Consider the following 23,485-nt stretch of genomic DNA (forward strand, 5'->3'; position numbering starts at 1 on the left):
ATTTATTGCGTGTCAGAGCAAAAAAAAGCACCGCATAACGACGTTGATAAACCATTTCATTGGTCACAATTAAAAGAACGCGGCTCTATGCTTGGTATCGAAGTATTGGTATTTATATACAAGGTATTTGGTAAGTGGCTGTTTAAAATAGTTTTAACACCAGTTATGTTTTATTTTTACGTTACAGGTCGTTTATCTCGTCAAGCTATTTGGCACTATTTAGATAATCTTAATGTCAGTATGGGTGAGGATAAACGCACTGGTTGGGCGCGTTTTAAACAAGGTTTTAAGTTGTACTTCTCGTTTGGTATGGCAATTTTAGATAAATTTGATGCTTGGCTTGGTAAAGTAAATATTAAAGATTTAGAAATTGCTACACCAGAAGGTTATCAGCAATTACTAGAGGCTAAAGGCGCTGTTATTTTTAGTGCTCATTTAGGTAATATGGAAATTTGTCGTGCTATTTTTAGCATGGGAGATAACAAACGACCGCTTAACGTGATTACTTATAATGAGCATACACCTTCATTTAATAATTTTTTGAAGAAGGTTAACCAAGATGCAGCCATTAATTTTATTCATATCAATAACTTTGGTCCAGATGATACAATTAAATTAAAGCAAAAATTAGACGACGGTGAAGCCGTAATTATATTTGCTGACCGTACATCGGTTAATAACCCAAATAGTGTACATCATGTGCCGTTTTTAGGAGAAGATGCTCCGTTTGCTGTAGGTCCATTTGCTCTTGCAAACATTATGGAATGCCCTGTATTTTTAATGTTTTGTATTAATGAGCAAGGACGTTATAAAACGTACATTGAAAAATTTGCAGACCCTATCAAGGTTAAACGTAAAGAGCGTCAAGCGTATTTTCAGTCAATGGCTACTAAGTTCGCTCAACGACTCGAGTTTTATTGTAAAAAAGCGCCGTATCAATGGTACAATTTTTTTAATTTTTGGCCAAAAGCCACAGACAAAGATTCAAAGCCTAGCTAAATATCTGGAGAAGTAGTAAATGGAAAGTAATACATCAAGTCACCTATTATTTGGTGCAGGCCGTTTAACAATTGAAGACATTATCAGTGTTGTAAAAGATAAGCGCGGAGTTGCGCTTTCTGGTGATAGTCACTTTGCAAAAAAAATTGATTCTGCCGTCGCTTTTTTAGATAAGCTATTAGCTGAAGAAGGTCATATATACGGTGTAACAACCGGTTACGGTGATTCATGCACCGTTGAAATTCCTTTATCACTCGTTAATGAGCTGCCAATACACCTAACGCGTTTTCATGGTTGTGGCTTGGGTGATTTTTTTACGCCAGAGCAAGGTAAGCTTATTTTAGCAAGTCGTTTGGCGTCTTTGTCACAAGGTTATTCCGGTGTAAGTTGGGATTTACTTAAATTATTAGTTGAGATGATCAACCGCGATATTATTCCTGTTATTCCACAAGAAGGATCAGTAGGCGCAAGTGGTGATTTAACACCTCTATCGTATGTTGCTGGTAGCTTAATTGGTGAACGTGATACGTACTATAAAGATCAGGTCGTTAATTCATTAGAGGCATTTTCGGCTGAGGGTTTAAAAGCAATTACGTTACGCCCTAAAGAGGGGCTAGCTATTATGAATGGCACCGCCGTTATGACGGCGCTAGCATGTCAAGCATTCGACCGCTCTGAGTACGCAAGTCGTTTAATGACGCGTATAACTGCACTTGCAAGTATTGCGCTTAAAGGTAATAGCAATCACTTCGATGATATTTTATTTAGTGTTAAGCCGCATGTTGGTCAGCAAAATGTTGCTAAACGCATTCAGCATGACTTAAACCATGTTGAGCATCCTCGTAATTCAGACCGCTTACAAGATCGCTATTCTATTCGATGTGCTCCGCACGTTATAGGTGTGCTTGAAGATAGCCTACCATGGTTAAGAAATATGATTGAAAATGAACTTAACAGTGCTAACGATAATCCTATTATTGATGGTATTGGCGAGCATGTTTTACACGGAGGTCATTTTTATGGCGGTCATATTGCAATGGCTATGGACTCGATGAAAAACTGTGTGGCAAATTTAGCTGATTTAGCAGATCGACAAATTGCGACGATGGTTGATGTTAAGATGAATAATGGTTTGCCATCCAATTTAAGTGCGGCTTCAAGTGAACGTCACTTTATTAACCATGGTTTTAAAGCTATTCAGATTGGTTGTTCTGCATGGACTGCTGAAGCACTTAAATTAACGATGCCAGCCAGCGTGTTTTCACGCTCAACAGAGTGTCACAACCAAGATAAAGTTAGTATGGGGACCATTGCTGCACGTGACTGTTTACGTATTTTACAACTAACAGAACAGGTACTCGCGGCAACTTTATTGGCTGCTGTGCAAGGTGTTCGAATTCGTATTTTGAATAATGAAATTGATGCTTCTGCATTAAACCCTGAAATTACTGCAATGATTGATGATGTAGCAAGTTTCTTTGATTTATTAGAAGAAGATCGCCCAACAGATATGATATTACGTCAAACGATTGAGTATATTCAAACTCAACGTTGGGCACTTTATCAAAATAGCTAAAGGTAAATAATGAAAAAATCCAAAGCAATTGTTAGTGCCTCCATAGATATGGTGGTCCCATTTTATGATTTAGACCCAATGCGAATTGTGTGGCATGGTAACTATGTAAAATACATAGAAGACGCCCGTTGCGCATTGCTAGATAAAATTGGTTATAACTATAATGCGATGGAAGAGTCAGGCTTTATGTGGCCGATTGTTGATATGCGATTAAAGTATGTTGCATCGGCTGTATTTGGATCTCGTATACGTATTCACGCCTCTTTGGTTGAATTTGAGATGCGGATTAAAATTGATTACCGTATTGAATGCCTTGATACGGATAAGGTTCTGACTAAAGCTTATACGATACAAGTTGCGATGGACTTACATACTCAAGATCTCCAATTTGAATCGCCAAGTATATTTACTGATAAAGTGATGGTTTATGTTGAATAAACTGGCTTTAGTATTTTTATTTTTTTTTAGTACGCATGCTGCAGCTAATGACTTTAGTCGCTTTAAAGTATTGCAGGGTAAAGGACAGTTTAGCCAAGCTAAGCATTTTACATTTTTAAAGCGGGCGATTAAATCGCAAGGTGAATTTGTTATTTATGATCAACATGTTTACTGGCACACCATATCACCGGTTAGCAGTGAAATGCTGTTACTGCCTAGTGGGATTTATCGTCGCTTAGAGTCATCAAAAGCGTATGAAACGCTTACTCAAGATAAGCAAATAAACAATTTACTTGCAAAGCTCCTTAGTGGGCAAATTAATGAAAGTGATTGGAACATAACCGCTTTAGACAATGAACGTTGTTATAACTTAATACCAAAACTTAAAGACGTTGCTGCATTATTTACCAATGTTAACTTGTGTGCACTTGATGAAAGTCAACGCAGTATAGTATTAACAGACCAGCAAAATAATAAAACAGAGATAATGATGGTATTTACCAGCAAGGAGCTGACTCAAAATGACATGGATGTCGTTAAACTCACGCACTAAGTTACTCCTTTGGGGATTACAATTACTTATTTTACTCGCTGGTTTAAGTTATTTATGGCTATTTAAGCCTTTTGCTATTGTGGCAGATATTAACCAGATATTTACGGTGGAACAAAGTGAGGATGTGCGATTAGTGAGTGATAAAGTTGAGCAGCAACAGTTGCGTCAACACGTCATGCTTGTTGGTCATAAAAAGCGTAGCAACGCGATAAAGTACGCAGAGCAAGCTGCATTTGCGCTAAGGGATATTAATGGTATTGAAGTTAATATTCATTTTGGTGCACTTCCAGAACTGCAATCTGTAGTTAAGGATTACCTACCTTATAAATATGCATTTCTGAGTGAAAAGTATAAACAGCTATTACAAAACAAAAATTCAGATGCTGTATTTAATTATCAATTTAGTTTATTAAATGAAATGGGGTCGCCATGGGTGGCAGCAACATTATCTTCTGATCCTAATTTGGGTTTAGCTGATTTTTTTAATCAACAATACGCCCCCTCAATGAAGCTTAAAAACTACCAAGGTTATCTTATTGCTCAAGATGAGATAAAAAACGATCGTTCTGACGGTACAATTTACTATGTGCTTATTAATTTTGTTAGTTCTGATACTGGCTTAGATTTAAATATAGCCAAAGACATAGCTGCAAAAGTTAACGATATAAAAAGACAAAATGACGAAAAAAAATCCGGTGTACATTATCTTGTTACCGGAGCCGCATTTTTTACCGCGGACGCAAGTATGACGGCTCAGAACGAGATGACTGTATTTGGCAGTATTTCCATTATTGCTACTTTATTGTTGATTATGGTTGTTTATAGAAGCACGTTAAGTATTTTTTGTACGTTATTTGTCATCTCTATAAGTATGCTTTACGGTTACAGTGCATTGCGTTTATTTTTTACTGAAGTAAATATATTAACGTTGGTATTTGCAGTTACATTAATTGGTATTGCTGCTGATTATAGTTTTCATGCATTGAGCGAATTACGCTTTAGTAAAGTTGACAGGTTTAACCCCTTACTCAGTATTCGTTCGTCACTTTTATTGGGTTTTATTACGACAACAGTCGGTTATTTAATTTTAGTATTTACACCTTTAGTACTATTTAAGCAAATTGCCGTATTTACTATGGCTGGTTTATTGGGGGCTTTGCTTACGGTATTACTTGTTTACCCAAGTATTGCTGGTTTTATTGTAAAAAAACCAAGCGTAATTCCTCACTTTGTTACTCAACTTAATAATTGGCAAAAAGCACTCCTCAAAAAACGCTTAAACTATTGGTGGCAGGCTGGTTTTTTAGTTATAGCGATAGTAGCTTTAAGTGTGGTTAATAATGTTGATGATCCGCGTACGTTTTATAAAAGCTCAGCTAGCTTAGTGACTCAACAACAGAAAATTTCAGAAATATTAAATGCACAATGGGACAGCCCATATATTTTAGTGGCGGGGGATTCTTCTCAGCAAACATTGGAACGCTCTGAACAATTAGCTGAAGACTTAAGCCAACTAAAGAAAAATAATGCCTTTTCCAGATATTCAAGTATCAGCCAGTGGTTGCCTTCAATTGCTATGCAGAAAAAGTCGCAAGCGTTAATGTTGCAAGCCGAGAATGACGGTTTATTCAATCAATTAAAAACATTATTAGAATTACCTTACATGCGAAATAATCCAGAATTAACTCAGTTAGATTTTCCAACATGGCAAAAAAGCCAAATAGCCCACTTATTTACAGATCAATGGGTCGAAATTAATAGTCGTTACTACAGCATTATTAAGTTGCAAGGTATTAACGATCCAAAGATTCTCGAAAGGACCTTAAATAACTACAAAGATGTTTTTTTTGTTGATAAAGTATTAGCTGTAAGTGAACAGGTAGGTTTGTTTAGAAATCACTTGGTTTTAATTTATATTTTTGCACTTGGTGCCGCAATGCTTGTTTTTTGGCTACGGTACGGATTGCTTAATGCGTTTATTGCGGTAAGCCGACCTGCAATTGCTATGGTAATAGCACTTGTTATTAGTGCATGGTTTTTTGACAGCTTAAGTGTGTTTAATTATGTAGCGGGCATACTCATTTTGGCATTGGGTTTAGACTACTGCGTATTTTATGCTGAGCATGGTCTTTGTGAAAAAATAACATTAACCACGCTCATCTCAGCTTTAAGTTCTTTATTTGTATTTGCAATTTTAATTGTTAGCTCAACACCCGCGGTGAGCCAATTTGGTTTCACTGTATTTATAGGTGTTGTTATGGTGTTCATTATGGCCCCGCGCCTTACTCTTGTATCGAAAAGGAATATTTAATGATATCAACTGATTTTGATGTAACTATAATCGGTGCTGGTCCGTCAGGAACAGTTGCTGCGTGTTTATTAATGCAGCATGGTTTAAGTGTATGTTTAGTAGAGCGAGATGAGTTTCCTCGTTTTTCTATTGGTGAGAGTTTATTACCACAATCAATGGATTATTTACGCCAAGCAAATATGCTAGACACATTAATAGAAAATGCTGAAAAACTGGGTTTCCAATTTAAAAATGGCGCTGCATTTTACCGAAGTGGTCATCACACCAACTTTAATTTTGAAGAAAAGTTTAGTGAAGGCCCTGGTACAACTTATCAAGTTAAACGCGCTGAGTTTGATAATTTATTAGCTCAAGAAGCGATTAATCAAGGAGCTGAAATTCGTTTTGGGAACCGTGTTACAAACTTCACAACTAACGAAAATGGTACGTGCATTGACATTACTAATTTAAAAACGGAGCAAAAAAGTAAAATAACAGCCCGTTTCACTTTAGATGGAAGTGGATTTGGTCGAGTTCTTCCTCGTTTATTAGATTTAGAAGAAGCGAGTGAGTTATCACCTCGTAAAGCCGTATTTACACATTTTAAAGATAATATAGATTGTCCTAAATTTGATCGTAATAAAATACTTATTACAGTTCACCCAGATATTCCTGACGTGTGGTATTGGCTTATCCCATTTAGTGACAGTACGGTGAGCGTAGGCGTTGTGGGTGAAACCGCACAGATAGAAAATTCAGATATGAGCCTTGAGCAAATATTACTTAAGTTTATTAATGAAGATGATAACTTATCATCATTGTTAGCTGATGCTGAAATAATTGCTCCTGTTCGCACTATTGGCGGTTACTCAGCAAATGTAAAACAGTTACATGGTGATAAATTTGCGTTATTGGGCAATGCAGGTGAATTTTTAGATCCCGTATTTTCTTCTGGGGTTACAATTGCACTTCGTTCTGCGGTACAGGCATCTGAACTTGTGGTTAAACAATTACAAGGTGAGACTGTTGATTGGAAAAATGAATATGAAATACCACTGCGTGAAGGGATCACTGTATTCAAATACTTTGTGAACTCTTGGTATGATACGAGTTTACAATCAGTTATCTTTTTTGCAGATGGTCAGCCTGATGTAAAAGCAATGGTTTGCTCCATTTTAGCGGGTTATGCATGGGATAAAAAAAATCCGTTCGTTAAAAACACTAAACGAGGTCTTAATATTTTAGAAAAAATATGTGACTCTGAAATGGCTGATAATGATGCTGCTGTTGTATAAGTATGTTGTTTAATAAAAGTATTAAAGCGGCATTTATTATCATTTTTATTGTGTTTTTAAATGCTTGCCAGATTACTCATAAACCAAAAGTTGATACTGCATTGTTTGAGTTAATGCCAATACCTAATGAAATGGTTGGCAAAGGCTGGCTTGAGAAGTTTCAATTTTCAGGTGTTGTTGAGCAGTCAATGCTAGTGTCTACTGAATTTTCTGAGAAAATGATCAAAGTTGCAGCATTGAGTTTTGAAGGTGTTCCACTATCTCAGTTGCAGTTTAATACCCTCACGGAGCAGTTAACAACGACTAATTCGTTAGGAGTTGACCTTGACGGAAAAAAAATTATTTATGATATGCAAAGTGCATTTTGGCCATTAGCACTACTTAAACAACATATGTGTAAAAACTGCCAAATAACACAAGCTGCTATTGCAGGGCAACTAACACGTCGTTTTTATCGAGGCGATACATTAATTCGTGAAGTTATATATAATGCATCACAGACTCAACTTGTTGAGAACGAACAGAATTATCGCTTAACTATAGAAAGATTAGAAGAATATTAATATGCAACAACCGCTATTTATTAGCCATTACGCCATGATAAATGCACTAGGGTGTGATAATCAAAGTATAAAACGTAACTTACTTGCAGGTAGTCAAGAGGGTATTGTTATCAACAATACTTTATTTGACGAAGGTCCTATTTATGTTGGCGCTGTGGATGCAGAGTTACCCGAGTTAACTGACCGACCTCTTGAGTTTCAAACTCGAAATAATCAATTGGCAGCACATGCACTTGAGCAATTAAGAGAGCCCGTTACTGAGCTTAAAAAACAATATGGTGCACAGCGAATTGCAGTTATTGTTGGTACAAGTACATCAGGTATTGCTCAAGGTGAACAAGCAATGAAAACTCAACAGCGGGATGGTCTTTTTCCGAATGAGTATCATTACCAGCAACAAGAGATGGACAACCTAGCGCAATTTATTCAAAGTGAGCTGGGTTTAGAAGGCGTTGCTTTTACATTATCTACAGCATGTTCATCAAGCTCTAAAGCATTTGCGACAGCGCAAGAAATGATAGCTTGTGAATTAGCCGATGCTGCAATTGTAGGTGGTGTAGATAGCCTGTGTGGGATGACGGTAAATGGTTTTCATGCCTTAGCATCAACATCTGCAGGTATATCAAACCCATCAAGCAAAAATCGTGATGGAATAAACATAGGTGAAGCCGCTGCTTTATGTATTGTACAAAAGCAGGGAAAAGTTAAATTATTAGGCGTTGGTGAATCCAGTGATGCGCATCATATGTCGGCACCTCATCCACAAGGTGAAGGAGCTGCAATGGCAATGCAAAGTGCGTTAGCTGCCGCCAATATTAATATAAATGAAGTCGACTATGTAAATTTGCATGGTACTGCAACGCCTAAAAATGATGAAATGGAAGCCATTGCTGTAATGAATGTTTTTGGCATTAAAACACCATGTAGCTCATCTAAAGGTATGATTGGCCATACATTAGGTGCCGCTGGCGCGACTGAAGTAGGTTTATGTTGGTTATTACTAGGGGGCAATGATTATGCTCCTCATGTATGGGATGGTGAACAAGATACCAATTTACCCAAAATAAACCTTGTTTCAGTTGGTGCTAAACACCCTTCTACAATAACTACCTGTTTATCAAACTCATTTGCATTTGGCGGTAATAACGTCAGTGTATTAATCGGACTATAAGCTATGAATCACCCTCATCACCCAATCGAAAGTGTATTACCTCACACTGCACCAATGATTTTAATCGATAGCCTAGAAAGTTATGACGAAATTAGAGGATGCTGCCTTGTTACAATTACTCCTCAAAGTAATTTTTATGACCCTGAGTTAAAGCAGGTACCAAGCCATGTTGGAATTGAATATATGGCACAAACTATTGCTGCTTATGCTAACGCAAACCAAGTAGATAGTGGTGCTAAAGTAGAAGTTGGATTTTTAGTAAGCAGCCGTAAGTATAAAATGCATTGCACTGGTTTTTCTCTCAATAGCACTTTAACCATTGAAGTTGAAAAATTATATAGTGAAGAAAGTGGTTTAAGTGCATTTGAGTGCAAAATTAAAGAAGGCGACGCGCTATTAGTGGATGCCAAAATTAATGTATTTCAACCAGAAAACCCTAGCCAATTTTTAGCGGAGCAAATTTAATGTCAAGACGTGTACTAGTAACCGGTTCGAGTAAAGGTATTGGTAAAGCCATTGCTTTAAAGCTTGCTAAAGATGGCTTTGATATTAGTTTGCATTGTCGCTCAGGAATAGAAGCGGCACAACAGGTTAAATCTGAAATTATTGCTCTAGGTGTCAATGTTGATATTTTGCAATTTGATGTTGCAGATAGAGAATCAGCTAAAACAATTTTAGATGGTTATGTAGAGCAACATGGTGCATTTTATGGCGTGGTATGCAATGCCGGGATTACAGCTGACACTGCATTTCCTGCAATGACAGATGAAGAGTGGGATAGCGTAATACACACAAACCTAGATGGCTTTTATAATGTGTTGCATCCTTTAGTTATGCCAATGGTAAGTAATCGTAAAGGTGGGCGTATTGTCGCTATGTCATCGGTCTCTGGCGTTGCTGGTAACCGTGGGCAAGTTAATTATAGCGCATCAAAGGCAGGTATTATTGGAGCTTCGAAAGCTCTTGCTGTCGAGCTTGCAAAGCGAAAAATAACAGTGAATTGTGTGGCACCTGGTCTTATTGATACTGGTATGACTGATGATTTACCAATAGCCGAAATGAAAAAAATGATTCCCGCTAACCGTATGGGAAATGTAGATGAAGTGGCTGCAACAGTCGCTTTTTTAATGTCTGATGGCGCAAGTTATATTACCCGTCAGGTAATTCAAGTTAATGGTGGAATGGCGTAATGAAACGTGTAGTAGTAACGGGAATGGCGTCTATCACTGCGCTAGGTGATGATTGGAATGTATTCAAAGCGGCTTTAATAAAAGGTGAAAATGCAGTAAAACGTATGCCTAGCTGGGATTATATTGATGGCTTAAATACCAATTTAGCAGCCCCCGTTGAAGGTTTTAGTCGCCCAGCAAACTATACGCGAAAGATGGTTCGTTCTATGGGACGTGTTTCTCTTATGTCTACAGTTGCAACTGAGCGAGCCTTAGAGCAAGCACAATTGTTGGATCACCCAGCTTTAACTGATGGTTCTACCGGTGTGTCATACGGCTCATCAATAGGTTCAACAGAGCCTTTAGTCTCTTTTGGTCGCATGATGGAAAGTGGTTCTATGAATGGCGTAACCGCGACGAGTTATATTCAAATGATGGCTCATACTGCACCGGTTAACGTTGGCGTATTTTTTGGTTTAAAAGGTCGTGTGATCACAACAAGTTCAGCGTGTACTTCGGGTTCACAAGGAATTGGTTATGCATACGAAGCGATAAAATTCGGTCGCCAAAAATTGATGGTCGCAGGTGGTGCTGAAGAACTATGTGTTACAGAAGCAGCTGTTTTTGATACTTTGTATGCAACGAGTACAAAAAATGAAACGCCTAAAAATACACCAAGACCGTTTGACAAAAACCGTGATGGCTTAGTTATCGGTGAGGGCGCAGGTACACTCATTTTAGAAGAGTATGAACACGCTAAAGCACGTGGTGCAACCATATTAGCTGAAGTTGTTGGTTTTGGTTGTAACTCTGATGGGCAACATGTAACACAACCAACTTCTGAAACAATGCAAGTTGCAATCGAAATGGCACTACAAGATGCTAATATCTCAGCGGATCAAATTGGTTATATTAATGCACATGGTACATCAACCGATAGAGGTGACATTGCAGAATCTCATGCAACATTTAATGCATTAGGTGCTAAGCCTATTAGTTCACTAAAAAGTTATCTAGGGCACACTCTTGGTGCGTGTGGTGCAATAGAAGCATGGGCAAGTATAAACATGATGAATGATGACTGGTTTGCACCCACTATTAATTTAACAACAATAGACAGTGAATGTGCACCTCTTGATTACATTACTGAGAAAGGTCGAGAGATCCATACAAATTTTGTAATGAGTAACAACTTTGCTTTTGGTGGTATTAATACATCTCTTATTTTTAAACGGTTTCAAGGTGAGTAAAGTTAAGTGGTTATACTTATTATTAATTTTATTTAGTACGTTTTCGTTTAGTGCATCAAAGCTTGAAGTAGGTGGCGGTATCTTTATGGCTGACATCCCACATTACCTAGGTTCTGATCAAAGTGAACAGTATGCACTCCCCGTACCTTATATCCGTTATCAAAGTGATGATTTAGATATCGACCGCAATAGCTTTACAGGCTACTTGTGGCAGCATGGGAACCTGCATTTAGACATTTCTGCCGGTGTAAGTATTGCTATTGACAGTAAAGATAACACTGCACGAGAAGGCTTAGATGACTTAGATTGGGGGTTTGAGCTGGGGCCATCATTAAATTATTATTTAATAGGAACCCCACAAACAAAACGCCACCTATATTTTGGGCTTTTTACTCGAAAAGCTATGGCTACCGATTTTGGGTCTATCACTAATGTAGGTTGGCATTATGGACCTAGTGTTTATTTCGAGTCGCCACTTTTAATAACGAATGACTATGAGTTAAGCACCAGTATTAGAGCAAATGCTAATTTTGCTGACGATCGGTATTTAAATTATTATTATGGTATTTCATTACTTGATAGTAGTGCTGAACGAGCTGAGTTTAATAACCGTTCCGGATATTCAGGATCAGATTTATCCATTGGGATAAATCTTGATACTAAAAAATATTGGTTAGGTGGTTTTGTAAAATATGATTACCTAGCAAATACAAAGCAGCAACAGAGTCCTTTAGTTAAGCAAAACAGTAATGTATCGCTTGGCTTTGGAGTTGCATGGAAATTTTATACACGAGAAGGAAGATAAAATGAAAACGATTATAAGTACGTTGCTTATTGCCACAGTATTAATGACATCGGCTGCTCAAGCCCGTGATGATATTAGTAAATACCCAATTCAAAAATTGCTAGAAACAACTAAAGCAAAAAATGCATTATTGGATATACCACTTTACTTTGCTGATCAAAGCTATTCAAAAGAAAGCAGCAAATACGGTGAAGTAATCACTAATAAAAAAACCAATGCATTTGGTAAGTCTGATACTGAGGCATGTGAGTGGGTAATGTTAAGTGCACTTAAAGCATTACAAGAGCGTGCTGTAAAAGAAGGCATGAATGCAGTTGTTAATATTCAGTCATATTACAAAAAACGTGAGTTTGTCAGTAGTACTGAATTTGAATGTGGTGCAGGTACTATTATGGCTGGTGTTGCATTAAAAGGCACTTTAGTTAAGTTATAACTAACTGTTAGCACTTTTTTGCTGTATAATTTGCGACCCTTGATAATGTGGCCGTAGGTTATACAGCATGAATTTTAAATCTTTTAGTTTCGCTCCTGAAATCATCCAGGCGTTGGACGAACTTAACTATCACACTCTTACGCCCATTCAGCGCGCAGCAATTCCTGCTGTTCGTAAAGGTAAAGACGTTTTAGCCAGTGCACAAACTGGTACCGGCAAAACTGCCGCGTTTGCTTTACCTATCATCCAAAAATTGGTTGAGTCTGAACTCAGCACAACGAATGCACCTCATGCATTAGTACTTGCTCCAACGCGTGAACTTGCAGAACAAATTGCAAATAATTTTAGAGATTTTGCAAAGCATACATCACTTAAAGTCGTTAGCTTATTTGGTGGTGTTAGCACTGCCGGCCAAGCAAATGCTTTAAAAGAAGGTGTAGATATTGTTGTTGCAACGCCAGGTCGTTTATTTGATCATATTCGTTTAGGTAACTTAAGCCTTGCAAGTGTTAAGCACCTTGTTCTTGATGAAGCTGACCGTATGCTTGATATGGGCTTTATTGAAGATATGCAAAACGTGATTAAAAGCTGTGCAGAAGAGCGCCAGATTTTACTTTTCTCTGCTACATTCCCTGCAGCAATTAAACAATTTGCATCTAAAGTATTGAAACAAGCTGAAATAGTGCGTGTTGATCAAACTAACAGTACAGCAAGCACCGTTGAGCATGTTGTTTACCCTGTTGAAGAGCGTCGTAAGCAAGAGCTACTTTCTGAATTGATTGGTAAGAAAAACTGGCAACAAGTGCTTGTCTTCGTAAACATGAAAGAAACAGCTGATGAGCTTGTTAAAGAGCTTAACCTTGATGGTATCCCGGCAGGCGTTTGCCACGGTGATAAATCTCAAGGTAACCGTCGTCGTGCTTTACGTGAATTTAAAGAAGGCAAGGTACGCGTATTAGTGGCTACAGAAGTCGCTGCTCGTGGTATTGATATTGATGGCTTACCTCGTGTAATTAATATTGATTTACCTTGGCTTGCAGAAGATTACGTTCACCGTATTGGCCGCACAGGTCGTGCTGGTCGCCAAGGTCAAGCAATCTCATTTGTTAGCCGCGAAGAAGAAAACACTTTGTTTGAAATTGAAACGCTAATCGGCCAGAAAATCAAACGTGTATATTTAGAAGGTTATGAAGTAAGTAACCGTGAAGTACTAATTGATAAAATTGGTAAAAAACCAGCGCATTTACGCCGTACACGTTCTAACAAGTTATCAGGACAAGCAACCGGTGAAGCGAGAGCAGTAAATCGCTCACGTATTTCAAGCGTTCGTAAAAGCTTAAAAGGCGAAAAACTGTCACTTAAAAAGTCATAGTTAACGCCGTTTAGTTTAAAAAACCTGAGTTTACTCAGGTTTTTTTGTGCCTGGTGATAACACCTCATCAATAATATTTGCGTATAAATAAGCTGCTTGCTCGTCCTCTTTATTTGCTATTATGGACAAACCAACCGGTAAACCACTTACTTTTCCGACCGGTAGGGTTATGTGCGTTGTGCCAGCAATAGCAGATAACGAACTACTACTGCCATTAAAATTATCACCATTAACTAAGTCTGTTTTCCAGGCCGGTGATACTGTAGGCGCTATAACAATATCAAGCTTGTTGTTTTTATATACATTAACAATGGCTGTCGTTGCTAAAGTGCGATAGCGTTCTTTAGTCTCCTGATATTTTTGTTTGTTAGTTAAATCAATAGCCTGCGATTGAACTAGGATATCTTGCTCAAAGTGGGGCATTTCTGTTTTTTTATTTTTAATATTAAAATTAATAAGTGCTTTTAGGCTTTTAACAGCCACTTGTGTTGGAGTGTTTGCGAGGTAATGATTAATTTCGGCTTTGAAGTCGTAAAGTAAAATATAGTATTCATCAGCAAATAGCGTATCTAAGTTATCAGTAATATCTACATTAATAACAGTGTGTCCAGCCTGTTGTAATGCTTGTAACTGCTTGGCATAAAGGCGCTGCGTTTCAACTGTAAATTTGTCGCTAGGCAGTGCACCAATAATAAGTGACGATTTTGATTTTATATTACCTGTTTTTAATTCAAACCCTGTAGTTGTCGCATCAAGGGAGTCTTCACCTTGCAAAACTGATAAAACCAGCAGCGCATCTTTAAGTGAATGCGCCATCGGCCCTACAGAATCTTGGCTACTTGAAAGAGGCACAACGCCTGAGCGTGATACTTGGCCCATACTCGGTTTTATTGCATACACTCCATTTACTGAGGCAGGGCACGTAATTGAACCGTCTGTTTCAGTCCCTAATGCTATAGGCGCAAAGTTAAGTGCTACCGCAACAGCAGAACCTGCGCTAGAACCACATGGGTTACGTGTTACATCGTGCGCATTATGTGTTTGTCCGCCTACGGCACTCCAGCCTGAAGATGAATAGGATGAACGAAAATTTGCCCACTCACTTAAATTAGCTTTACCTAAAATTATAGCGCCCGCATTACGTAGTTGTTTAACAACAAAAGCATCATTATCAGTAACGTTATTTTTAAGTGCTAAAGAGCCAGCCGTTGTGGGAAGTGTGCCTTTAGTTTCTATATTATCTTTAAGAAGTACAGGTATTCCATGTAATGGCCCAGCCCAAGTTCCTTTGACGGCAAGTTCATCTAACGTTTTAGCTTGAGCAATAGCTGTAGGCTCTAAACTAATAACCGCATTATAGTGTGGATTAAGTTTATTAATTCGGTCTATATAATTTTGGGTGAGTTGCTGTGCATTAATAGAATTATTTTTATATGCACTGTGAATTTCATCGATGGTTTTTAGCTCTTGTGCTTTAGCGTTAAAAATTGCTAATACACTAAGCAACGAAAAGGTAAATGTTTTGATCATTGTTGAGGTGCTTGAGGTGTTATTATTTTCTATACATTTAGCACAAAAAAGCCTCACAAAGTGAGGCTTTTCGATAAACGGCTTAAAAAAGAGGTTTAAGCGTTTTCTAACATAGAAAGTGCGACCGCTTCAGCCGCTTTAATACCATCAATACCCGCTGATAAAATACCGCCAGCGTAGCCTGCGCCTTCACCTGCAGGGTAAAGCCCTTTGGTGTTAATACTTTGGAATGTTTTATCACGCTTAATACTAATAGGCGACGAAGTACGTGTTTCAACGCCGGTTAGTAAACCGTCGTTAGTTGAAAAGCCGCGAATTTGTTTATTAAACGCTGGTATCGCTTCGCGAAGGGCATCAATAGCAAATTGTGGTAGCACTTTACTCAAGTCAGTTAACTTAATACCGGGTGTGTAAGAGGGTTGTACTTCACCTAAGTTTTCTGATGGTTTACCTTTCAAAAAGTCGCCAATTAACTGGGCTGGTGCATCGTAGTTGCTACCACCAAGCTCATACGCTTGCTCTTCAAGTTTACGTTGTAAGTCTATTCCAGCAAGTGGATTACCTGGGAAATCTTGCTCTGGAGAAATACCTACCACAATAGCGCTGTTAGCGTTGCGCTCACTTCGTGAATATTGGCTCATACCGTTGGTAACAACGCGGCCCTTTTCAGAGGTTGCAGCGACTACTGTGCCACCTGGGCACATACAAAAGCTGTAAACTGTGCGGCCATTGTCGCAATGATGAACAAGTTTATAATCGGCAGAGCCTAAAATTGGGTTTCCTGCATTTGTGCCAAAACGACATTCATCGATCATTGATTGTTTATGTTCGATTCTAAAACCGACTGAGAATGGCTTTGCTTCAACATAAATCCCTTTTTTGTGGATCATATCAAACGTGTCACGTGCGCTGTGACCAACGGCTAATACAACATGGCGAGTGTTTAGTTGCTCGCCATTTGAAAGCGTTAAACCTGTTACTTGCCCGTCGTCTAAATGAATATCGTCAACACGTGTGCTAAAGCGAATTTCGCCGCCTAGTTCTATTATACGAGCGCGCATTTTTTCAATCATGGTGACAAGTTTAAACGTACCAATGTGTGGCTTACTTACGTATAAAATTTCATCGGGTGCGCCTGCTTCTACAAATTCAGTAATGACTTTACGACCGTAATGTTTTGGATCCTTTACTTGGCTGTATAACTTACCGTCTGAGAATGTACCTGCGCCACCTTCACCAAATTGTACATTTGATTCGGTATTAAGTGTGCGTTTACGCCAAAAGCCAAACGTGTCTTTTGTACGTTCACGTACCTCTTTACCGCGCTCTAATATAATGGGATTAAAGCCCATTTGAGCAAGTAATAAGCCTGCAAATAAACCACAAGGGCCAAAACCAATCACAACAGGGCGCTCTGTTATATTTTCGCTGGCTTGGGCTACAAATTTATAGTTTGTGTCTGGCGCTACTTTTACATGTTGGTCTTTTTCAAATGCCGCGAGTAGCTCGGCTTCGTTATCAACTTCTATATCGAGTGTATAAATCAGTAAAATAGCTGATTTTTTACGTGCATCATAACCACGCTTAAACACATTAAAACTGTGCAATTGTTCTGGTTGGATTTTTAGTTTATTTACAATTGCTTGACCAATTGCATCTTCGTCATGATCAAGTGGCAGCTTTATTTCGGTTAAACGTATCATTTATATCTCTTTTAGGTGTCATAGCGGGGTATTATTACCGCTCACAATAAGGGGATGCAGGGCACAGTTGGTGTGCAAACATAAGGCGCGTATTTTACGTTAAAATAGGGTGATATGGCACTTATTTATTGTATTTTTGGAGTGGATGGGTATGATCCACAACTGTTGTTTAAAATCTTAGGTATTAAAATAGTATGGCGTTTGTAGTCACCGAAAATTGTATAAAATGTAAGTACACCGATTGCGTATCAGTGTGCCCAGCAGATGCATTTTTTGAAGGCCCTAATTTTTTAGCAATTAGCCCGATTGATTGTATCGATTGTGGTTTATGTGTCCCTGAGTGTTCAGCTGATGCTATATACCAAGAAGATGAATTACCAGAATCTCAAAAAGAGTTTGCTGAATTGAATGCTGAACTTGCACTGGTCTGGCCGCGCATTACAGAGGTTAAACCTGCACCAGAGGACGCTGATATATGGAATGGCATAGACGATAAACTTAAACTACTCGAAACATAATACGTAACAATTAGTTACTCCTTTATCATTAAATAGTTGATTTTTTATTTCAAAGTATTAACAAATGTACCTGGATAAATTACAATCCCCAGCTTAAGTTACTCCCTATGAGTAATTACAGTCTAAATGGATGTTTATGCAGTACTTTATAACTATAATAAAAAAATTTACTTTCCTATTTTTAAGTTTCGTTTTATTACTCTCAAGCCTTGATGTAGCGGCTAGTAAACAGCAAGTATCCTTATCTCGTATTGATTCAAATATCACTATTGATGGTGTTATGGATGAAGCGCACTGGCAAAATGCGACACGTATACCTCTACTCTACCAAGATGAGCCTAACGAAAAAGGCACACCTCCTGTAAAAACTGATGCCTTTATTTACGAAGATGGCACAAACTTATATGTTGCCTTTATTGCAGAGGATCCAAACCCTGAACAAATTCGTGCATCACTTCGTGACCGCGATACGCTATGGGAAGACGACGTAGTCATTCTTGTTATTGATACATTTAATGATGAACGCAGTGGTTATGAATTTCATGTAAATCCCCTTGGCGCACAAGGCGATATAAGAATGACCGATACCGATGGGTGGAGCTCAGATACCTCATGGAATGCTATTTGGGATAGCGCGGGACAAATTAACGAGAAAGGTTACGTTGTTGAAATGCGTATTCCTTTTAAGGCACTGCGCTTTCCTGAAAATAAAAAAGAGCTAACGTGGGGTTTTTCAGTAATGAGAAACTACCAACGTGATGTTTTATATCAGCTATCAAATATGGGATTTGATAGAAATATAAAATGTAGCCTTTGTCAGTTTGATAAGTTAGTGGGTTTTAGCGATATTGAATCGAGTAAAAATATTCAATTAACACCTACATTGACAGCACTTCGTAACGATAATAAATCTGAATTACCGGGTAACTGGGATAATGGTGATATAGATACCGAAGTGGGCTTAGATTTGCGCTGGGGTTTAACCAAGGACGCTGTTTTAAATGCGACTATCAACCCAGATTTTTCGCAAGTAGAAACAGACTCTTTAGAGCTCGATGTAAATACAACCTTTTCTATTTATTATGCTGAAAAACGTCCTTTCTTTTTAGATGGAGCTTCTTACTTTAAAAGCAGTTTATTTGAGCTTTTATATACACGTACAATTGCAGAGCCTACTTTAGGTGCAAAATTAACGGGTAAAACGGGTGATCATAGTTATGCGTTAATGCTCGCTGATGACGACAATAGTAATATTTTACTGCCAACGAATCAGGGCTCTGGCTTTGCAAGCTTAAACGAAAAAACGAATGCTGCCGCAGGGCGTTATCAATATGATCTAGGTCAGCAGGGTACTATTGGCCTTTCAAGCACGCACAGAGAAAGTGATGACTATCACAACACTGTATTATCAGTGGATGGTAGCTACTGGTTTAATCAATCGGATACTCTTTTGTATCAAGTATCATCTGCTGATACACGTAACTCTGAATTTTTAATTCAAAATTATAACTTATCTGAAACTCAGTCAGATGAAGCATATGCCCTGGAACTTACCCGCGATAAACGTGATTACAAATTATTTGCATCTTATGAAAATATTGGGCAGGACTACCGCACCGATTTAGGTTATCAAGCTAAAGTCGATTATGAAAAAGTAGGCTTTGGTGGCGGACAAACATGGTACAGAGATGAATCTGATTTACTTACCTCATGGTCATACGAAGCTGACTGGGATAAAACGTGGGCGCAAAACGGCGACTTACTTGAAGAAGAATACGAAGGCTTTTTAAGCTTTAAAGGCCAAAAACAATCTATTTTTGAAATTGGTTTAGTGCACCGCTATGAAAACTATAACGACAATTTTTATAATCAAAATATTGGTTTTATTTATACGGGCTTTAAACCCACTAAAGATTTAAAGCTTTCGTTATATATTGAATACGCTAGCCGCATTGATTATGCAAATGAGCAATTAGGCGACGCGTTTGACACTCAAACCCAAGTGGTTTGGGACATTAACGACCATTGGCAACTCGATGTAAAGCATAACTACAGTCAATTAGACAACCCGCAAGGGAAGCGGGTGTTTACTGCTAACTTGGTCGACTTTAGACTTCATTATAAATTTAGCATGCGTTCAATTCTTAAATTAATTTTACAATTTGAAGATATTGATAGAGACGAAAATGCCTACTTTTATCAAGTTAGTCAAATTAACAAAGACTACGGTAGTCAGCTTGTTTACTCATATAAAATTAATGCACAAACGTTGTTTTATTTGGGTTACTCAGATAGAGGTTACCAAGACGATTCACTTAAAAATATTGAGCGGGATCAACGTACCTTATTTACAAAAGTTAGCTATGCATGGCAGCTTTAAATATTAAAAAAGGAATAAATATGAAAACTTTAAAAATAACAGTTGCAGCTGCAATGGTTGCTACCTTGGCGGGTTGTGCGGCCAAGCAAGACATTACTCGCTTTGAAACAAACAAACCTAAAACAGTGTGTATTGCTGAACATAAGGCTGTTAAAGAGGGGGTTATTGATGCGATGAAAAAAGGTTTTGCAAAGCATGAGGTAGAAACCCGAGTTATTCCTGCTAATTATGTATTGCAGCATCAAGACTACCAGACTGAGTTACCAGATGCAGACACAACAGGGTGTAATGCCGTTGCTTACTACGTAGCAAATTGGCGTTGGGATTTAGCGCTCTATATGGCATACGCAAATATTTGGATTAAAGACGTTGAAACGAATGAAAAAATAGCGCAAGCATCTTATCGCACCGGTGGTGGACTGGATAAGTTTATAGACGCCGAAGAAAAAATTATAGAGCTTATTGACGGTATGTATTAAATTTTAAACAATTAGAACCTTTTTGTTTATTTTTGTTTATCCCACCTATACTATATGCAGATATAGTTAGGTAATCCATTATTGTTACGATTTTTTGTTATGCTAATGGCTTAGGATTATATCAATGCTTGCGTAGTACTAAATGCAAGCGATATAATCCGCTTTTGGAAATGGATTTAAGGGAGAGGTAAGATAGATGGATTTTTTTTATGAATAAATTTAAACCACTTGGTTTTATTTTCTTAATCATAATTCTATTTTGTTTTTGCATAAATATAGGGTTAACGAATCAGATTAACCGTATAAATCTATTTAGTACCAGTATTGATATACGAAATTTTGAAATAACGAATACCTCTCTTGATATGGCTCCTTGGTATAATCCGATATTAAATGGCCACTATATAATTGAGCAGCCCACAGCTGATTTTTTGCTTATTAAAACCACTGACACCCAGTTTGTAGCTGCTGATTCAAGTAAGTTAATTATAATGACACTTGCATCACCTATTAATTTTTTACTTTTATGTATCTTAATATTTGGTTCTGGCCTGTACTTACGCAGAGAGCGTAGAAAGCGTCATTATAAAAATCAAATAGCGGAGCTTAATCTTCAAGCCAATAGCTTACTCACTGCATTTAATTTGCAAGTAAAACCGGCAGAGAATCCTTTGGGTGTAAGCAGCTTAAGCCAATCAATAAATAGTTTAAATACGCATGTGGCTAATTACGTAAAACAAACACAAACAAGTATATGCCAAGATAAACTGACGTTGTTAATTGACCGCCATGCGTATATTGAACATATCGACAGGCAAATTAATCACGCAAACCAAGAAGAGCTGAAGTGCGCACTCCTGTTTATAGATCTTGATGGTTTTAAACAAGTAAACGACTCGTTTGGTCACAGTTTTGGTGATGAAATATTAGTTCAAGTTGCTAGCCGACTTGCGAATGTTTTACGCCACCATAAATTAAGTAACATAAATAGTGCTAACCAATTAGAGCAAAACTTATCAAGGTTAGGAGGAGACGAGTTCTCCATTTTTATAGAATTACTTGATGATAGCGACAGAGTCGTTGAAATTGCTAAGCACGTGCTAAGTGAGCTTGAAAAAGACTTTGTGCTTGGCAATAAAATAGTAAAAATTAGTGCCAGTATTGGTATTGCGGCTTACCCAGAAAGTGCATCAACGCCTCAAGCGCTTTTACAATTAGCCGATGTAGCTATGTATAGAGCTAAAAGTGATGGTAAGGGAATATTTAAAGTTTACTCGCCAGAAATGGGTAACAAAATGCGCCGTTACCATTATTTACTTGAAGAGCTGCGTTTAGCGGTTGCGTGTAAAGATTTTTACTTATCTTTTCAGCCAATTGTGCATGTTGAAGATTGTATGATTGATTATTTCGAAGCGCTTACACGCTGGGACCACCCAGTTGAGGGTATGATCCCTCCTTCAGAGTTTATTCCGATAGCAGAAGAGTCTAATTTAATATTAGAGCTTGGCGATTGGATTATGCTTGAATCGTGTCGGCAAATGGCTGCTTGGCACAATGCAGGTATGCGCAAAGTAAAAATATCAGTAAATGTTTCGGGCATTCAATTAAAGCACCGTGACATTTATGATTGGGTAATGAAGAAGCTAAAAAAAACCGGCTTACCGGCTACGTCTTTGATGCTAGAAATTACCGAATCAACTTTCATTAAAGCCAGTCCAAGAATTATTAAAGAGCTAAGCAGGCTAAGAGAAGAGGGGATTACTATTGCTATTGATGACTTTGGTACAGGTTTTAGTTCTTTAAGTACATTAGCGGATTTACCAATAGATGTTATTAAAATTGATCGCTCGTTTATAGCTCAAGCTAATAAAAGCCAAAAATATAATGATATATTAAATACAATTAGTGAGCTTGGACAAAAGCTCGGCCTTAAAATTGTAGCAGAAGGCGTTGAAGAAATTGGGCAGTTTGAACTCGTTAAAAAAATGGGTGTGAGCTCTGTTCAGGGATATTTAGTTAGCCGCCCTGAGTCATCGGTTAATGTCGGTAATAAAGTATTACGTAACAACACTAGTAACCTTTCAGCATCGGGTACAAGTGCGTGGGATATTTTCAGCAGTTAGTTAGTTAGTTAGTTAGTTAGTTAGTTAGTTAGTTAGTTAGTTAGTTAGTTAGTTAGTTAGTTTACAAATAAAAATGCCACTCTAAATAGAGTGGCATTTTTTTGTTTAATCAGTAATTATTGTATTAAAAATCAAATGTGCGAGAAACAGCAAGTACAATACGCTCATCAGACGCATCATTATCTAAGCTTGTGTTTTCAGCGGCCACTTCAATACCAAAACCTTCGTAGCTTGTTTGGTATGCTAAGCGGTAGTGGTGGTATGATTTATCACCCTTAATCTCATCCCACTCAAACTTATCACCATCAAGTGAGTTTGAAATATCAAAGCTGGCACGTAGTGCATGGTTTGGAGCCAGCTCATACGTGTGAGCAATCATCGAAATAACATGCCCTGTATCGTAACCAAAGTAGTCCCAGCTGTACCAAAAGTTAAGCTCAGTTTGGCCGTACTCACTTGCATAACCAAACTTAGTGTAAGCCTCAGCGTAGTTACCATCGCTGTTATTACCTTGATAAGTGTAATAAGCAATACCGTAATCAACACTAAATTGCTCATCAAGTTGTACATACTTACCAATGTAAGCATCAAGTTCAAAATCGGTATCGTCACCAAAATCTACGTTTGAAGCCCATGCACCTGCATATACACCGCTTTCAAAGGCATAGTCTAAGCTACCTTGAATTGCAGGGTTGCTATCTGTTTGGCTTACACCATTAAAAGTGTAGTCAGACGCTGCAGTGATTGTTGTTGACCAATTGGCTGCTGCAGTGGTTGATAAAAGTGCTAATGGTAGTGCTACTACAAGTTGTTTTAGTTTGTTATTCATTATTAATCC

21 protein-coding genes are annotated in these 23,485 nt (G+C 37.9%); 18 read left to right on the plus strand and 3 right to left on the minus strand.

The window, feature by feature from the left end; translation table 11 throughout:
- The first annotated feature begins 9 nt into the window (after positions 1-9).
- From PARC_RS20145 to PARC_RS20210, 14 genes are all read left to right on the plus strand, one after another.
- Positions 10-999: a lysophospholipid acyltransferase family protein gene (locus PARC_RS20145; protein WP_010553033.1), complete on the plus strand. Its 990-nt coding sequence runs from the start codon at positions 10-12 to the stop codon at positions 997-999.
- Positions 1,000-1,018: 19 nt separating this feature from the next.
- On the plus strand, positions 1,019-2,575 hold the full coding sequence (locus tag PARC_RS20150) for an HAL/PAL/TAL family ammonia-lyase (protein ID WP_010553032.1): 1,557 nt from the start codon (positions 1,019-1,021) through the stop codon (positions 2,573-2,575).
- 9 nt (positions 2,576-2,584) lie between these two features.
- Positions 2,585-3,013 carry an acyl-CoA thioesterase gene (locus PARC_RS20155; RefSeq protein ID WP_010553031.1) on the plus strand — a complete coding sequence of 143 codons (429 nt, stop codon included), beginning with the start codon at positions 2,585-2,587 and terminating at the stop codon, positions 3,011-3,013.
- A complete protein-coding gene (locus PARC_RS20160; protein WP_010553030.1) occupies positions 3,003-3,566 on the plus strand; it encodes a LolA-like protein in 564 nt (187 codons plus the stop codon). Before PARC_RS20155 ends, PARC_RS20160 begins: the two co-directional genes overlap by 11 nt.
- The gene (locus tag PARC_RS20165) at positions 3,535-5,877 is read left to right on the plus strand and encodes an MMPL family transporter (protein ID WP_148664670.1); all 2,343 of its coding nucleotides are present in this window, start codon (positions 3,535-3,537) and stop codon (positions 5,875-5,877) included. Before PARC_RS20160 ends, PARC_RS20165 begins: the two co-directional genes overlap by 32 nt.
- Entirely contained in the window at positions 5,877-7,151 is a 1,275-nt protein-coding gene (locus PARC_RS20170; RefSeq protein ID WP_010553028.1) for an NAD(P)/FAD-dependent oxidoreductase, read from the plus strand. The genes PARC_RS20165 and PARC_RS20170 overlap by 1 nt, the downstream gene beginning before the upstream one ends.
- Before the next feature lie 2 nt (positions 7,152-7,153).
- A complete protein-coding gene (locus tag PARC_RS20175) occupies positions 7,154-7,714 on the plus strand; it encodes a DUF3261 domain-containing protein (RefSeq protein WP_010553027.1) in 561 nt (186 codons plus the stop codon).
- 1 nt (position 7,715) lies between these two features.
- A complete protein-coding gene (locus PARC_RS20180) occupies positions 7,716-8,885 on the plus strand; it encodes a beta-ketoacyl-[acyl-carrier-protein] synthase family protein (RefSeq protein ID WP_010553026.1) in 1,170 nt (389 codons plus the stop codon).
- 3 nt (positions 8,886-8,888) lie between these two features.
- The gene (locus PARC_RS20185) at positions 8,889-9,350 is read left to right on the plus strand and encodes a hotdog family protein (RefSeq protein ID WP_010553025.1); all 462 of its coding nucleotides are present in this window, start codon (positions 8,889-8,891) and stop codon (positions 9,348-9,350) included.
- Complete coding sequence (locus PARC_RS20190) at positions 9,350-10,075, plus strand: 3-ketoacyl-ACP reductase FabG2 (RefSeq protein WP_010553024.1); 726 nt, start codon at positions 9,350-9,352, stop codon at positions 10,073-10,075. Before PARC_RS20185 ends, PARC_RS20190 begins: the two co-directional genes overlap by 1 nt.
- Positions 10,075-11,304, plus strand: coding sequence for a beta-ketoacyl-ACP synthase (locus PARC_RS20195; RefSeq protein WP_010553023.1), 1,230 nt, complete (start codon positions 10,075-10,077; stop codon positions 11,302-11,304). Before PARC_RS20190 ends, PARC_RS20195 begins: the two co-directional genes overlap by 1 nt.
- Positions 11,297-12,109, plus strand: coding sequence for a MipA/OmpV family protein (locus tag PARC_RS20200; protein WP_010553022.1), 813 nt, complete (start codon positions 11,297-11,299; stop codon positions 12,107-12,109). Before PARC_RS20195 ends, PARC_RS20200 begins: the two co-directional genes overlap by 8 nt.
- Before the next feature lies 1 nt (position 12,110).
- On the plus strand, positions 12,111-12,542 hold the full coding sequence (locus PARC_RS20205; protein ID WP_010553021.1) for a hypothetical protein: 432 nt from the start codon (positions 12,111-12,113) through the stop codon (positions 12,540-12,542).
- A 67-nt stretch (positions 12,543-12,609) separates the two neighbouring features.
- On the plus strand, positions 12,610-13,914 hold the full coding sequence (locus PARC_RS20210) for a DEAD/DEAH box helicase (protein WP_002958629.1): 1,305 nt from the start codon (positions 12,610-12,612) through the stop codon (positions 13,912-13,914).
- 30 nt (positions 13,915-13,944) lie between these two features.
- Here PARC_RS20210 and PARC_RS20215 read toward each other — a convergent pair whose 3' ends face one another.
- Positions 13,945-15,444 (minus strand): amidase family protein, encoded by a 1,500-nt coding sequence (locus tag PARC_RS20215; protein WP_010553020.1) that lies wholly within the window; start codon positions 15,442-15,444, stop codon positions 13,945-13,947.
- Positions 15,445-15,539: 95 nt separating this feature from the next.
- Positions 15,540-17,147 carry an NAD(P)/FAD-dependent oxidoreductase gene (locus PARC_RS20220; RefSeq protein WP_010553019.1) on the minus strand — a complete coding sequence of 536 codons (1,608 nt, stop codon included), beginning with the start codon at positions 17,145-17,147 and terminating at the stop codon, positions 15,540-15,542.
- Positions 17,148-17,341: 194 nt separating this feature from the next.
- Between PARC_RS20220 and fdxA the strand changes: the two genes are divergently transcribed.
- The 4 genes from fdxA to PARC_RS20240 all read left to right on the plus strand — a co-directional run bounded on the left by fdxA (position 17,342) and on the right by PARC_RS20240 (position 22,647).
- A complete protein-coding gene (gene fdxA, locus PARC_RS20225; protein ID WP_010553018.1) occupies positions 17,342-17,665 on the plus strand; it encodes a ferredoxin FdxA in 324 nt (107 codons plus the stop codon).
- A 136-nt stretch (positions 17,666-17,801) separates the two neighbouring features.
- The gene (locus PARC_RS20230) at positions 17,802-20,045 is read left to right on the plus strand and encodes a carbohydrate binding family 9 domain-containing protein (protein ID WP_010553017.1); all 2,244 of its coding nucleotides are present in this window, start codon (positions 17,802-17,804) and stop codon (positions 20,043-20,045) included.
- A gap of 20 nt (positions 20,046-20,065) precedes the next feature.
- Positions 20,066-20,524, plus strand: coding sequence for an Sbal_3080 family lipoprotein (locus PARC_RS20235; RefSeq protein ID WP_033012790.1), 459 nt, complete (start codon positions 20,066-20,068; stop codon positions 20,522-20,524).
- A 209-nt stretch (positions 20,525-20,733) separates the two neighbouring features.
- Complete coding sequence (locus PARC_RS20240) at positions 20,734-22,647, plus strand: putative bifunctional diguanylate cyclase/phosphodiesterase (RefSeq protein ID WP_096058080.1); 1,914 nt, start codon at positions 20,734-20,736, stop codon at positions 22,645-22,647.
- Positions 22,648-22,771: 124 nt separating this feature from the next.
- Here the strand turns inward: PARC_RS20240 and PARC_RS20245 are convergent, their stop codons facing one another.
- On the minus strand, positions 22,772-23,476 hold the full coding sequence (locus tag PARC_RS20245) for a TorF family putative porin (RefSeq protein ID WP_010553014.1): 705 nt from the start codon (positions 23,474-23,476) through the stop codon (positions 22,772-22,774).
- Positions 23,477-23,485: the final 9 nt, after the last annotated feature.

Origin of the sequence: Pseudoalteromonas arctica A 37-1-2 (genome assembly GCF_000238395.3) — a bacterium.
Lineage (GTDB): Bacteria > Pseudomonadota > Gammaproteobacteria > Enterobacterales > Alteromonadaceae > Pseudoalteromonas > Pseudoalteromonas arctica.

Bases quoted from the DNA above. Each gene is read 5' to 3' on its own strand.
- PARC_RS20150 (WP_010553032.1), top strand. From the start codon at position 1,019: ATGGAAAGTAATACATCAAGTCACCTATTATTTGGTGCAGGCCGTTTA.
- PARC_RS20155 (WP_010553031.1), top strand. From the start codon at position 2,585: ATGAAAAAATCCAAAGCAATTGTTAGTGCCTCCATAGATATGGTGGTC.
- PARC_RS20160 (WP_010553030.1), top strand. From the start codon at position 3,003: ATGTTGAATAAACTGGCTTTAGTATTTTTATTTTTTTTTAGTACGCAT.
- PARC_RS20165 (WP_148664670.1), top strand. From the start codon at position 3,535: ATGACATGGATGTCGTTAAACTCACGCACTAAGTTACTCCTTTGGGGA.
- PARC_RS20170 (WP_010553028.1), top strand. From the start codon at position 5,877: ATGATATCAACTGATTTTGATGTAACTATAATCGGTGCTGGTCCGTCA.
- PARC_RS20175 (WP_010553027.1), top strand. From the start codon at position 7,154: ATGTTGTTTAATAAAAGTATTAAAGCGGCATTTATTATCATTTTTATT.
- PARC_RS20180 (WP_010553026.1), top strand. From the start codon at position 7,716: ATGCAACAACCGCTATTTATTAGCCATTACGCCATGATAAATGCACTA.
- PARC_RS20185 (WP_010553025.1), top strand. From the start codon at position 8,889: ATGAATCACCCTCATCACCCAATCGAAAGTGTATTACCTCACACTGCA.
- PARC_RS20190 (WP_010553024.1), top strand. From the start codon at position 9,350: ATGTCAAGACGTGTACTAGTAACCGGTTCGAGTAAAGGTATTGGTAAA.
- PARC_RS20195 (WP_010553023.1), top strand. From the start codon at position 10,075: ATGAAACGTGTAGTAGTAACGGGAATGGCGTCTATCACTGCGCTAGGT.
- PARC_RS20205 (WP_010553021.1), top strand. From the start codon at position 12,111: ATGAAAACGATTATAAGTACGTTGCTTATTGCCACAGTATTAATGACA.
- PARC_RS20210 (WP_002958629.1), top strand. From the start codon at position 12,610: ATGAATTTTAAATCTTTTAGTTTCGCTCCTGAAATCATCCAGGCGTTG.
- PARC_RS20215 (WP_010553020.1), bottom strand. From the start codon at position 15,444: ATGATCAAAACATTTACCTTTTCGTTGCTTAGTGTATTAGCAATTTTT.
- PARC_RS20220 (WP_010553019.1), bottom strand. From the start codon at position 17,147: ATGATACGTTTAACCGAAATAAAGCTGCCACTTGATCATGACGAAGAT.
- fdxA (WP_010553018.1), top strand. From the start codon at position 17,342: ATGGCGTTTGTAGTCACCGAAAATTGTATAAAATGTAAGTACACCGAT.
- PARC_RS20230 (WP_010553017.1), top strand. From the start codon at position 17,802: ATGCAGTACTTTATAACTATAATAAAAAAATTTACTTTCCTATTTTTA.
- PARC_RS20235 (WP_033012790.1), top strand. From the start codon at position 20,066: ATGAAAACTTTAAAAATAACAGTTGCAGCTGCAATGGTTGCTACCTTG.
- PARC_RS20240 (WP_096058080.1), top strand. From the start codon at position 20,734: ATGAATAAATTTAAACCACTTGGTTTTATTTTCTTAATCATAATTCTA.
- PARC_RS20245 (WP_010553014.1), bottom strand. From the start codon at position 23,476: ATGAATAACAAACTAAAACAACTTGTAGTAGCACTACCATTAGCACTT.